Origin of the sequence: Streptomyces sp. A012304, assembly GCF_026008495.1 — a bacterium.
Classification (GTDB): Bacteria; Actinomycetota; Actinomycetes; order Streptomycetales; family Streptomycetaceae; genus Streptomyces.
Genome location: NZ_BQUN01000182.1, coordinates 110,876 through 122,498, shown reverse-complemented (window position 1 = coordinate 122,498; position 11,623 = coordinate 110,876). Strand labels below are relative to the sequence as shown.

Below are 11,623 nucleotides of genomic sequence, written 5' to 3'. Positions count from 1 at the left end.
GGCGAGGAGTGGGGACCTTCCACCCTCTCGGCCGCACCGGCACCCCCGACGACGTCGCCGCCACCGTCGCCTTCCTCCTGTCGGACCGGACCGGCTGGGTCACCGGCGCCGTCTGGGACGTCGACGGCGGCGTCATGGCCCGACGCAACTGACGTACGAGCATCCGCGCCGGGCGCTCAGGCGACGGAAAACTCTCCCTGTTGTCCCTTAAACAACTTTTGTCCCGATTTATGCGGTTTTGACGGTTGGCTGGCGGTTAGTCGAGTGGAGTATGCGCAGGCACCGAGTTGGGTGCTGTTCCCCGGCGCGAAGCTGCGGTGCGGAGGTCGTCGAGGCGAGGCGCAGGCCGACGGGACCGAAGTCCTGCTCCTCGGCGAACCAGCCGCGGAGAGAGTGGCCGCAAAAGGAGGATGAAGGAGATGGCGAACGTGAGTGCTGGGCGTGTGCAGCAGGCCGGGCAGACAGCGAAGCAGGAGGCGTCGGCGACAGCCGGTCAGGCGAAGCAGGCCGCCGGTGAGGTGGCGGGTACCGCCGCCGAGCAGGTCAAAGCCGTCACGAGTGAGGCCAGGGAACAGGCCGGGGCGGTGGTCGGTGAACTGCGTGGACGGGTCACCGAGGAGGCGGAGAGCCAGGCGCAGCGGGGGGCGCAGGTGCTGCGGGAATGGGCGGACGACCTGGCCGGTCTCGTGGGCGACGCGGACGGTGACTCCCCGGCGAAGAGCCTGGTGAGGACGGCGGCCGACCGTGGTCACCGTGCCGCCGACTACCTGGAAAGACAGGGTGCGGAGGGCCTGGTCCAGGATGTGCAGCACTTCGCCCGCCGGCGGCCGGGTGCGTTCCTGGGCGGGGCGGTGCTGGCCGGATTCGCTGTCGGGCGGCTCGCCAAGGCCGGCAGCAAGGCCGGCGGCAAGGCCGGCGGCTCCGGTCCGGGCCGAGCGGCTCGCTCCTCGTACCCGGTCGAGTATCCGGTCGCGCAGGGGCTGCCGGGCGAGACCGTACGACCGGAACTCGCGGAGGGGGAGGTCTGAGATGTCATCCATCTCTCCGCGGTCCCCGCGGCCACCGGGGCGGGACGACCAGGACAGCTCGGTGGGCGAGCTGTTGTCGACGGTGACCTCGGACGTGCAGCAGCTGTTCCGGCAGGAAGTGGAGCTGGCCAAGGCCGAGATCCGGCAGGAGGCCGGCAAGGCGGGCAAGGCCGCGGGCATGTACGGCGGCGCCGGTTTCGCCGGCTACATGGTGGCCGTCCTGCTGACGCTGGCGGCGATGTTCGGTCTGGCCAACGTCATGGACCTGGGATGGGCCGCGCTGATCGTCACCGCGCTGTGGGCGGTGATCGGAGCGGTCCTGTACCGCAAGGGCCGTGAGCGGATGCGCACCGTGTCGCCGAAGCCGGAACAGACCTTGGAGACGTTGAAGGAGGACGCGCAATGGGCACGGCACCCGATCAGGTAAGGGCCGACATAGAGACCACGCGGGAGAGACTGTCTCAGGACGTCTCCCGATTGGCCGAGCGCACCCGCCCCCGCCAGATGGCACGACGCCGCGCCCGGCGGGTCCGCGGCGCGCTGTCCGGGATGCGGGAACGAGTCATGGGTACCGCTTCGGAGATCACCGGTGAGGTCACGGAACGCACCCGGCAGGCCACCCGGTCGGTGCAGGACACCGCCGGGCAGGCCACGGACACGGCCCGTGAAGCGGCCGGAAGCGCCACCGATACGGCCCGTCAGGCCGCCGAGCAGACCGCTCAGGTCGCACGGCAGGTCCCTGGGCAGGCGGTCCAGCAGACCCAGGGCAACCCCTTGGCGGCCGGCCTGATCGCTTTCGGCGCGGGACTGCTCACGGCGTCGCTCCTGCCGACCTCGCAGACCGAGCAGCAGGCGGCGAGCCAGATCATGGACAAGGCCGGCCAGGCGGTCGAACCGGTCAAGCAGGCCGCGCTGGGATCCGCGCAGCAGCTGAAGGAGGACGCGGCCCAGGCCGGCCGGCAGGCAGCGGAGGAGGTCAAGGAGACCGCCGCCGACGCCGCCCGCACCACCAGGGAACAGGCCGAGGAACAAGCCGGGCAGGTCACCGACCAGGCCCGCCAGTCCGCCCGGAGCACGGCGGAGGACGCACGCGGCCAGACCGACACCCCACGACCGTAGGAGGCGCAGACCAAGGCGCGTCGCTTGCCCGTCCGGCACCCGCAGGCCGGCAGGCGATGTGTCGCGGAGTGCACTTCCGCTGCACAATGGCCGTCCGGCCTCCGCCGGGGACGGGGACGCGCGGCAGGAGGTGCCCGATGGCCAGGGCCAGGTATGAAGTGAGCGACAGGGACACGGTCGTGCAAGACGCTCACCTCAGGGAGTCTCGGAAAGCAGGCCCCCGCCGACCCGTTCGCCCCTGTTGAGCGCCTCCGCCCTGCGTCGCGTCGCCGTCCTCGTGCTCGAGGGTGCCAAGCCGCTCGATGTCGGCATTCCCGCGCAGGTGTTCACGACGCGCGCGAGCATGCCGTACGAGGTGAGGGTGTGCGGAGCGACGCCCGGTCTCGTGACCGGCGGGGACGGCCTGTCGTACTCCGTGGCCCACGGCCTCGACGCGCTTGCGTGGGCCGACGTCGTCTTCGTCCCCGGCTACCGGTTCCCGGACCGCGAGGATCCGCCGCCGGCCGTCGTCGACGCGCTGATCGCCGCCCACGCTCGGGGCGCGCGGCTCGCCGCCATCTCGACGGGGGCCTTCGCGCTCGCCGCCACGGGTCTGCTCGACGGCAGGCGCGCCACGACGCACTGGCACTACACGCGAGCGCTCATGGCCAGGCATCCGCTCGTCCAGGTCGACGAGAACGTCCTGTTCGTCGACGAGGGCAGCGTGCTCACCTCGGCCGGCGCCGCCTCCGGCATCGACCTGTGCCTGCACATCCTGCGCGGCGACCTCGGGGTGGCCGCGTCCAACCACGCGGCCCGCCGTCTGGTCGCGGCCCCCTACCGCAGCGGCGGCCAGGCCCAGTACGTGCCGCGCAGCGTGCCCGAGCCGCTCGGCGAGCGCTTCGGCGCGACCCGCGAGTGGGCGCTGCACCGGCTCGGCGATCCCCTCACCCTCGACATACTGGCGCGGCAGGCAGGGGTCTCGGCGCGCACGTTCTCCCGGCGCTTCGTCGAGGAGACCGGCTACACGCCGATGCAGTGGGTGATGCGCGCCCGCATCGACCTGGCCCGCGAACTGCTGGAGCGCTCTGAGCGCGGCGTCGAACAGATCGCCGCCGATGTCGGACTCGGCACCGGCGCGAACCTGCGCCTGCACTTCCAGCGCATCCTCGGCACCACCCCGAGCGAGTACCGGCGCACCTTCACCCAGGGCGAATAGCACGCTGGCGGGATCCTTTCGAACCGTGGCGATCCCGCCACTGTCAGCGGCGCGAGCCGCGGGCGAGCCTGGTGGCGAAGGGAAGGGACCCCACTCATGACTCGCATCGCCATCAACGGATTCGGCCGCATCGGACGCAATGTGCTGCGCGCCCTGCTCGAACGCGACAGCGCCCTGGAGATCGTCGCCGTCAACGACCTGACGGAGCCCGCCACGCTCGCGCGGCTGCTCGCCTACGACAGCACGGCCGGCCGGCTCGGGCGTCCGGTGACCGTCGACGGGGACGCCCTCGTCGTCGACGGCCGCCGGATCAGGGTGCTGGCCGAGCGCGAACCGGCGCAGCTGCCGTGGGCCGAACTCGGCGTCGACATCGTCCTGGAGGCGACCGGCCGTTTCACCTCGGCCAAGGCCGCTCGCGCCCACCTCGACGCGGGCGCGCGCAAGGTGCTCGTCAGCGCGCCGTCGGACGGCGCCGACGTCACGCTCGCCTTCGGGGTGAACACCGGCGCCTACGACCCGGACCTGCACACGATCGTCTCCAACGCCTCCTGCACCACCAACGCGCTCGCCCCGCTGGCCAAGGTGCTCGATGAACTCGCCGGCATCGAGCACGGGTTCATGACGACGGTGCACGCCTACACGCAGGAGCAGAATCTGCAGGACGGTCCGCACCGCGACGCCCGTCGTGCCCGGGCCGCCGGCGTCAACATCGTGCCGACCACGACCGGCGCCGCGAAGGCGATCGGCCTGGTGCTGCCGAACCTCGACGGCAAGCTGTCGGGCGACTCGATCCGTGTACCGGTGCCGGTGGGTTCGATCGTCGAACTCAACACGGCCGTCGCCCGCGACGTGACCCGCGACGACGTGCTGGCGGCGTACCGTGCCGCGGCGGCGGGGCCGCTCGCCGGCGTCCTCGAGTACTCGGACGACCCGCTCGTGTCGTCCGACATCGTGGGCAATCCCGCCTCGTCGATCTTCGATTCGGCCCTCACCCGCGTCGACGGCCGCCGCGTCAAGGTGGTCGCCTGGTACGACAACGAGTGGGGCTTCTCGAACCGTGTGATCGACACGCTCGAACTCCTCTCCGCCCGCTGACCGGACACCGGGGCCCGGTCAGGGGCGCTCTTCGAGCGTCGCGGTGCTGACGGCCCGTCGCCCGGGCGGCTTGCTGCCCCGGGACGCGGAGAACGGGCGTCAGCGCAGCGCGGCCTCGCCCGTGCGGACGGCGCGCAGGGCGCGTTCGATGGTCTGCTGGTGCTCGCCGACCGGGGCCACGTAGTCGAGGACGTGCCGGGCGGCGTCCACCCCCAGCGTTCGGGTGATCACCCACGTGGCGAGGTACTGGGACGCCAGGCAGCCGCCCGCCGTCGCGATGTTCCCCTCGGCGTGGAACGGCGCGTCCAGCACGGTGACACCGCACGCTTCGACGAAGGGCCGGCTCGCCCTGTCCGTGCAGGCGGGCGTGCCCTCCAGCAGCCCGAGTCGGGCGAGGACCAGCGCGCCGGAGCACTGCGCGCCGATCAGCTGGCGCGAGGGGTCGAGCGGCAGCCTGGAGATCAGCCGGTCGTCGGCGACCACGTCCCGCGTCCTCACCCCGCTGCCGATCAGCACGACGTCGGCCTCGGTCACGAACTCCATCGGCCGCTGCCCGCTCGCCTCGACGCCGTTCATGGAGGTGACCACCGGCGTCGGCGTCGTGATGAAGGCCTCCAAGCCGTCCTTGCGGCAGCGGTTGATCAGCGCGGAGGCGATGAAGCTGTCGAGTTCGTTGAATCCGTCGAAGGTGACCACTGCTACCCGCATCACAACTCCTCGCTGTACGGCGTCGGATCAGCAGTCTGCCCGGCGCGCCGTCGCGGGTCGCGAGCCAATCAGCGGATGGTGGCATGCCCGCCGCCGCCCTGCGACGACGCACACGCGAGGAAGGTGTCGAGGACCTTTCCGCTGCGTCGGCTGGTGAGCCGGCCTCAGCCCCTCGACCCGTCCGGTCTCTTGGCGCTGAGGCGACCACCGCGTCCGCTCCCCGCCCGCCGGTCGGTCATACGGATGCCTGGTCGCTGTCCGCCCGGAGCAGGAGGTACGCCTCCAGCTCGGCGGCCCCGGCCAGCATCGCCCGCCCCCGGGCGGACAGCCGGCCGTGCCAGTCGCCCAGGGCGGCCTCCAGCGGCTCCAGCCCGCCGGCCGCCCGCACCTGGGCGATCAGCGGGGCGATCTGCTCCAGCGGGTGGCCGCCCCGTCTGAGCTGGTGGGCCAGCCGGGCGTCCCGTACGTCGGCCTCGTCGTAGACGCGGTACCCGGTCAGTGGGTCGCGGCGCGGGCGGACCAGCCCGGCGCGCTCCCATTTGCGCAGCGTCGCGGGCCGGATCCCGAGCTTGGCCGCCAGCGGCCCGATGAACGTACCGCCGGGCCCGGACACCGGGCCCGGCTCGGACGCCCTGGTGGGCTCCAGGTCGCGCAGGGCGCTCTCCACGGCCTGGAGGGTCCGCCGGTCGTCGAGGAGCTGGGCGTGGCTCTCGTCGATGAGGCGGAACGCCTCGTCGACCGCGCCCCGGTTCACGGCCCGCATGATCGACGTCGCCGTCCGGTGACCGTGGCCGGGCACCAGGGCGAGAAACGCGCGCAGGGCCCCCGCGTGCAGCGGGGTGTAGGTGCGGTAGCCGTGGGCCGTCCGGTCGGCGGGCGGAAGGATGCCGGCCTCCTCGTAGTTCCTGACCGCCTGGGTGGACAGACCGTGCCCGCGTGCCAGATCGACCGGCCTGAGTCGCTCGGCGTTTTGAAGGTTCTGCCGCATGCGGCGACCATATCGCGGCGGTGTCCGCCGGAAAGTTTCAACCGAGGGTTCAACGATACCGTTGAAGCCATGGCTACCGACATCAAGGACACCGCCCGTGCCGTCGAGGCTGCCGCCGTCATGAGGCTGCTCAAGAACCGGCCCCGGCTGCTCGCCCTGGGCGAGCCCACCCACGGCGAGGACGCTCTCCTGGAGGTGCGCAACGAGCTCTTCCGGCAGCTCGTCGAGGAGGAGGGCTACCGGACGATCACGATCGAGAGCGACTGTGTGAAGGGCCTGATCGTGGACGACTACGTCACCTCGGGCACGGGCACCCTCGACGAGGCCATGGAGCACGGCTTCAGCCACGGCTGGGGCGCCTCCGCGGCCAACCGCGCACTCGTGCGCTGGATGCGCGCCTACAACGTCCGCGCCGACAAGGAGGGCCGGCCCGCGTCCGACCGGCTCCGCTTCGCCGGTTTCGACGGCCCGCTGGAGATCACCGGCGCCGCGAGCCCCCGGCAGGCCCTCACCGCACTCCACGCGTACCTCGCGGACCGGGTGGACGCGGACCTGCTCCCCTGCGCCGGGGAAACACTCGACCGCCTGCTGGGCGCCGACGAACGGTGGACCGACCCCGCCGCGATGACGGACCCGTCCCGGTCCGTGGGGCAGTCGGCCGAGGCCGGCCGGCTCCGGCTGCTCGCCGACGATCTGGTGGCGCTGCTCGACGAGCGGACCCCGCACCTGATCACGGCGACCTCGCGGGAGGACTGGGACCGGGCGCGTCTGTACGGGCGCACCGCCACCGGCCTGCTGCGTTACCACCACTGGATGGCCGACACCTCACCGGCGCGCATGACCCGGCTGGTGGGCGTGCGGGACCAGATGATGGCCCGCAACCTCCTCGCGGTCGCCGCTCGGGGCCCGGCGCTCGTCCATGCCCACAACTCCCATCTCCAGCGGGAGAAGAGCACGATGCGGACGTGGGAGGGGCAGGTGGAGTGGTGGAGCGCCGGTGCGCTGGTGAGCGCGCGGCTCGGCGAGGAGTACGCCTTCGTGGGCACGGCTCTCGGCACGATCCGGCACCAGGGAGTGGACACTCCGCCGCCGGACACCGTCGAAGGAATGCTGTACGCGCTCCCGGAGGACCGCTGCGTCGTCGACGCCCGGCGGCTGGCCACCGTCCTCGGCGACACCAGGCCCGTGCCCCGCGTGTCCCCCTGGTTCGGCTACGGCCCGCTCGACCCGGCCCACTTGGCGGGCAGTGACGGCCTCGTGTTCGTCAAGGACGTCCAGCAGCGTTAGCGCCCGCGGCAGGGGTGCCCCGAGAGCGTGACCGTCCTCGAAGGTGACGCCGAGCGCACCGGGCCCGCACCGGCGCCCGCGCGGCGGCGCGTGCCGTGGCGCGCGACGGCGTCAGTCCGCCGTCTGTGCCGGCCCCCCGGTCACCTTCCGCAGCAACGGCCTGCTGCCGGCGATCGCGGCGAGCATGGCCAACGCGCCGACGGCCACGCAGAGCACCAGTTGCACGGCACCGGAGGTGTTGATCGTGGTGCCGGCCGCCTTGTTGAGCTGCATGGCGCCGAAGGCGCCCATCGCGGTGGTGCCGCCGGCCAGGACGGCCAACGGGATGACGGTCTCGCGGATCCGGGCCCGGTCCAGCACCTCCAGCGGGGTACCGGACAGCCGCAGCAGGCCGTACACGCGGCGCCGGTCGAGGACGTTCGCGGCGGCCGTGAGACCGGCCGAGGCGGCTGCCGCGAGGAAGCTGAGCACCAGGGTGGCGGTGCTGACGGTGGCGACGCGGGCGGTGGCCGTGTCGTCCGCCGCGGACACGTACTCCTGTGTGATGGGGTACCTGCCCGACCCGAGGGGCGTCAGCGCGGTGACGGCGGTGTCGACGCGGTCCTGGCCGCCGGAGACCTGGGCGATCACACCGTCGACACCGCCCAGCAGGCTGTCGTAGTCGTCCTCACTCGTGACGGCGACGGTCGCCGTGACGCCCGCCTCGCGCAGGAGCGTGCGGGCCTCGGCCGCGGTGTGCCGGGCGTCGTAGGCGTTCGCGGTGATCACCGCCACCTGGCCGTCGTGGCGCGGCCCCTCGGAGCCCAGCGTGCTGACGGAGAAGAACCCGGCCACGAACCCCGCGAGCACCAGGCCGCTCACGGTGCGCCAGGCACCGCGCGGGTCGTCGCTGAGCCGGCGCGCGGCCAGCAGCGTGGCCGGGCGCTTGGCGAAACGGCCCGCGATCCGGCCCAGCCGGTCCACGACCCAGGGACCGAGCAGCCAGAAAGCACCGTAGAAGAGCAGCAGCAGGGCGATCAGCTGCCGGGTCTGCAGCCGGCCGCTGTCGCCCGTGGTCGCCCAGATGCAGAGCAGGACCGCGACGAACAGCACCAGGCGGATCGCCCGGGTGCGGCGCGGGTTCGCCTGCTGGGCCACGCCCAGGGGCGAGGTGGCCACCTGCCGCAGCATCGTCACCGCGCTGACGGTGATCAGCGCGGTGACGGCCAGCACCACCGCCGCGAACCACACCGGTCCCACCCACAGCTGCCCGGTGTACCAGGCGCCGACGCCGTACGGGAGCTCGGCGAGCGCGGGCAGCAGTGCCGTGTGGGCGAGCGCGCCCGCCAGGGCCCCGACCGCGCCGACTCCCGCCGCCTCGACGGCGGTCATGGCGAGGATCTGCCGGGGGGTCGCCCCGGCCAGCCGCAGCGCGGCGAGCCGCTGCTCGCGCCGGGCCGCGCCGAGGCGTCCGGCGGCCGAGGCCAGCACGACGACCGGCATGACGAGGAGCACCACGCCCAGCAGCACGGTCCCCTGGTCGATGCCGGTGAACACGCTCCTGTCGGTGCCGGAGAACCCGGAGACCGGTGCGCGCTCCGTCAGCCCCTCGTCGAAGTAGTTCCGCTCCCCCGCCGTCGGCGAGACCGCGGGGTCGCCGGGCGCCCGGCCGACCACCGCGACCAGCTCGTCGGGTGAGGCGAGACCGGCGGCGCCGATCGTGCCGTACGACTTCACGTGCGGGAGGCGGTCGGCGAGCCGGTCGGCGGGGAGCGTGTGCAACAGCTCGGCCAGGGCCGGGGAGACATACACCTCGCCCCTCTCCGGGAAGGCGCGCAGGCCGGGCGGCGCGGGGGTCCGCGCACGGTCGGGCAGCTGGGCCAGGTTCACGACGGTGACGGGTTCCCGGCGTACGTACGTCGTGGTCGTGGCCTGGACGGCCGTCGCCCGCTTCGCCGGTACGGCGTCGGGGGTGCGCCATGTGGTGCGGTCGGCGCGGGCGCCCGCGCCGAGGGCGGCGGCGATCATCACCAGCAGGAGGAACGAGCCGACGGCGGCGGCGCCGGCCGCGAGCAGTTGGGACTGCAGTCCACGGCGGCCGGAGGACCTGGCGAGGTGCCAGGTCAGGCGCAGGACGGGGGAACGCATGGGGGCTCCGGGGTCGTCGGGGTCATCGGGATGTCCGGGGTGGGGACGCGGCCCCACCCTCGCCCGCGGGCCCGGGCGCGCGCCTCGGCCGAACGGCCGGATCGCCGGCGGGCCCCTCGACCGATCGGCTGATCCCGCTGCCGGGGCCCTGGCCTACGGTGGCCGGTATGAAGTCCGTTTCCGCCCGGGGTTGCGCCCGTGGTTTCGCCGTGGGTGTCCTGCTCGCCGCCTGTGTCGTCGACGTTCTCTTCGCCGGCTCCGACGGGACGAGTGTCCTGCCGACGGCGGACCCCGTCTGGCCGGCCCTGGCCGTGGTGCTCGTCGGGCTGACCGCCGTGCTGTGACACCGGCCGCCTGGAGGTGTCGGTGGCGGACAACGGCCGCGGCGGCAGCCAGCTTCCGGCGGCCGCCCACGGCGGCGGCTTCGGCCTCGTCGGCCTCAAGGAACGGGTGACCGCGCTGGGCGGCGAACTGGACGCCGGGCCGCGCGGCGGCGTGGGGTGGGAGGTGCGGGCGGTGCTCCCGGCCGGGACCCGGACCCGCTCGCCCCGCGCGTAGGAAGGGGCGAGGTCAGCGGGTGGCTTCCGTCGACCGGTCGACGGGACGCCAGGTCTCCTCGTCGCTCGGGGCGGCGGTTCCCGTGACGGCGGGGCCGAGGCCTGCGGGGAGGCCGGCCACCGCCAGCTCGGCGGCCTCCGCGGCCGTGGCGGCCTCACTGATGACATCGGTGTGGGAGTGTCTCAGTACGCGGTACGGGCTGTCGCCGTGCGACGGGGCGATGGCGACCTCGGTCCGGAACGGGTACCCGGTGCAGGAGCTGAAGCCGAGCGTCCAGTGGCTGCGGAACACATACAGCTGCCGCAGCCGAGGTTCGGCATGAGCCGCCTCCACGAGCGCACCGAACTCGGGGAAGTGGGATGCCTCGGCCGCCCTTCTCCGCATCGCACGCCACTGCGACTCCACCACCGCTCCCGGTCCGCGCTGATGGGCTTCGGCACGCTCACCGGAACGCAGGAACGGCAGTTCCGCCCGTATCTCCCGCAGGCTCCTGCCCCGCCCCCACGCCACCCCGGCCCTGACGACATCCGCCAGGTCGGGCGTGCCTCCGGTGATGAGTTCGATGCCCTGGCTCCAGCCGGAGACACCGAACCAGCGGCTCTCGGCGCCGATGTGGACGGACAGCGGCTCGCGCTCGGGGACCGAGGAGGCGATGCGGGCCGAAGCGAGTGCCCCCCAGTTGCCGGACAGCACCGTGAGATCGACACCGCGGCCGGCCGCCGACTGTTCCAGCGCGGCAGCGAGGCCGCCCGCCGCGGCCAGCTCGGGATACAGGTCGGAGTTCACCCCCGTAGTCTGCCCTCACCACGGCCTGCCGTCACCACGGCAGGAAGAGGGTGCCGCCGACGGTGGCCATGCCCGCCGCCGCCTGCCGGACCAGGCGGAACCGGCCTGGCCCCGCGATCTACGCCGGGACGAGGACGGTCAGCCATTCCGCCTCACGGGCCCGGTATCCGTGACGACTCATCAGCCCCGCCACGATCGCCGGGACATGGCGGGCTCCGTAGACGACGGCCACCCGGATCGGCTCGTCGGCGCGCTCCGCGTGGATCTCGCCCAGCGCGTCGAGCAACCGTTCGTCGCGCCGATCGGTCATCGCGTGCTCCACCGGGTCGTCGGCCAGCATCTCCGCCCGCAGCGTCGACGGCAGATCGTCGACCGCCAGGTCCTCGTCGAGGAAGGCGCGCGGACCGCGCAGCGCGAACACCAGGCCCATCACGGGCGCCGCGACCAGGAGAAGCAGGTACGTCCACCGCGACAGTGTCTTCAGGTCCTCGATCGCCTCCGCCGCGGTCACATCCGGGTAGACGACCGGCACGGACTCGGGAATCAGCAGCTCGTCGCGCTGCTCCTGCAGCCCGTTGCGCCGACGTCGTGGGGCGAACCGGTAGGCAAGCGTGAGGGCGCTCAACCCGGCCGACTGCCCCCGGACTCCCTCCATGACGATGAGGTCGCATCCCCTGAGCCTGAGGCGGACCTGGGAGTAGAACGTCGGCGATGCCACGTGCAGCATCG

Annotated in this window: 13 protein-coding genes and 2 pseudogenes; 10 read left to right on the top strand and 5 right to left on the bottom strand. The window is 73.1% G+C overall.

Annotation, left to right across the window (positions count from 1 at the left end; translation table 11 throughout):
• Window positions 1-11 precede the first annotated feature (11 nt).
• The 7 genes and pseudogenes from ALMP_RS36505 to gap form a co-directional block, all read left to right on the top strand.
• A pseudogene (locus ALMP_RS36505) lies at window positions 12-152 on the top strand (SDR family oxidoreductase); the annotation flags it as partial.
• 276 nt (window positions 153-428) lie between these two features.
• On the top strand, window positions 429-1,028 hold the full coding sequence (locus ALMP_RS36500) for a hypothetical protein (RefSeq protein WP_375803592.1): 600 nt from the start codon (window positions 429-431) through the stop codon (window positions 1,026-1,028).
• Between the two features lies 1 nt (window position 1,029).
• Window positions 1,030-1,455 carry a phage holin family protein gene (locus ALMP_RS36495; RefSeq protein WP_264936171.1) on the top strand — a complete coding sequence of 142 codons (426 nt, stop codon included), beginning with the start codon at window positions 1,030-1,032 and terminating at the stop codon, window positions 1,453-1,455.
• Window positions 1,431-1,511 (top strand): annotated as a pseudogene (locus ALMP_RS36490) (DUF3618 domain-containing protein); the annotation flags it as partial. The gene ALMP_RS36495 and the pseudogene ALMP_RS36490, both read left to right, overlap by 25 nt.
• Window positions 1,512-1,592: 81 nt before the next feature.
• Window positions 1,593-2,147, top strand: a complete 555-nt coding sequence (locus ALMP_RS36485; RefSeq protein WP_264936492.1) for a hypothetical protein — start codon at window positions 1,593-1,595, stop codon at window positions 2,145-2,147.
• Between the two features lie 241 nt (window positions 2,148-2,388).
• Window positions 2,389-3,345: a GlxA family transcriptional regulator gene (locus tag ALMP_RS36480; RefSeq protein ID WP_264936169.1), complete on the top strand. Its 957-nt coding sequence runs from the start codon at window positions 2,389-2,391 to the stop codon at window positions 3,343-3,345.
• A gap of 96 nt (window positions 3,346-3,441) precedes the next feature.
• The gene (gap, locus tag ALMP_RS36475; RefSeq protein ID WP_264936168.1) at window positions 3,442-4,440 is read left to right on the top strand and encodes a type I glyceraldehyde-3-phosphate dehydrogenase; all 999 of its coding nucleotides are present in this window, start codon (window positions 3,442-3,444) and stop codon (window positions 4,438-4,440) included.
• Between the two features lie 99 nt (window positions 4,441-4,539).
• Here the strand turns inward: gap and ALMP_RS36470 are convergent, their stop codons facing one another.
• Together ALMP_RS36470 and ALMP_RS36465 are read right to left on the bottom strand one after the other, a co-directional pair.
• Complete coding sequence (locus ALMP_RS36470; RefSeq protein ID WP_264936166.1) at window positions 4,540-5,148, bottom strand: DJ-1/PfpI family protein; 609 nt, start codon at window positions 5,146-5,148, stop codon at window positions 4,540-4,542.
• A 235-nt stretch (window positions 5,149-5,383) separates the two neighbouring features.
• Window positions 5,384-6,136 (bottom strand): TioE family transcriptional regulator, encoded by a 753-nt coding sequence (locus ALMP_RS36465; RefSeq protein ID WP_264936165.1) that lies wholly within the window; start codon window positions 6,134-6,136, stop codon window positions 5,384-5,386.
• Window positions 6,137-6,205: 69 nt separating this feature from the next.
• Here ALMP_RS36465 and ALMP_RS36460 point away from each other — a divergent pair, with 69 nt between their 5' ends.
• Window positions 6,206-7,423: an erythromycin esterase family protein gene (locus tag ALMP_RS36460; RefSeq protein ID WP_264936163.1), complete on the top strand. Its 1,218-nt coding sequence runs from the start codon at window positions 6,206-6,208 to the stop codon at window positions 7,421-7,423.
• Between the two features lie 111 nt (window positions 7,424-7,534).
• Here the strand turns inward: ALMP_RS36460 and ALMP_RS36455 are convergent, their stop codons facing one another.
• Entirely contained in the window at window positions 7,535-9,550 is a 2,016-nt protein-coding gene (locus ALMP_RS36455; RefSeq protein ID WP_264936161.1) for an FtsX-like permease family protein, read from the bottom strand.
• A gap of 167 nt (window positions 9,551-9,717) precedes the next feature.
• Between ALMP_RS36455 and ALMP_RS36450 the strand changes: the two genes are divergently transcribed.
• Together ALMP_RS36450 and ALMP_RS36445 are read left to right on the top strand one after the other, a co-directional pair.
• The gene (locus ALMP_RS36450) at window positions 9,718-9,894 is read left to right on the top strand and encodes a hypothetical protein (protein WP_264936159.1); all 177 of its coding nucleotides are present in this window, start codon (window positions 9,718-9,720) and stop codon (window positions 9,892-9,894) included.
• A gap of 22 nt (window positions 9,895-9,916) precedes the next feature.
• Window positions 9,917-10,108 (top strand): hypothetical protein, encoded by a 192-nt coding sequence (locus tag ALMP_RS36445; RefSeq protein WP_375803591.1) that lies wholly within the window; start codon window positions 9,917-9,919, stop codon window positions 10,106-10,108.
• Between the two features lie 12 nt (window positions 10,109-10,120).
• On the opposite strand, the gene ALMP_RS36440 is transcribed toward ALMP_RS36445, so the two are convergent.
• Window positions 10,121-10,894 (bottom strand): DUF6193 family natural product biosynthesis protein, encoded by a 774-nt coding sequence (locus tag ALMP_RS36440; protein WP_264936157.1) that lies wholly within the window; start codon window positions 10,892-10,894, stop codon window positions 10,121-10,123.
• 118 nt (window positions 10,895-11,012) lie between these two features.
• The gene (locus ALMP_RS36435; protein ID WP_264936155.1) at window positions 11,013-11,612 is read right to left on the bottom strand and encodes a hypothetical protein; all 600 of its coding nucleotides are present in this window, start codon (window positions 11,610-11,612) and stop codon (window positions 11,013-11,015) included.
• Window positions 11,613-11,623 lie beyond the last annotated feature (11 nt).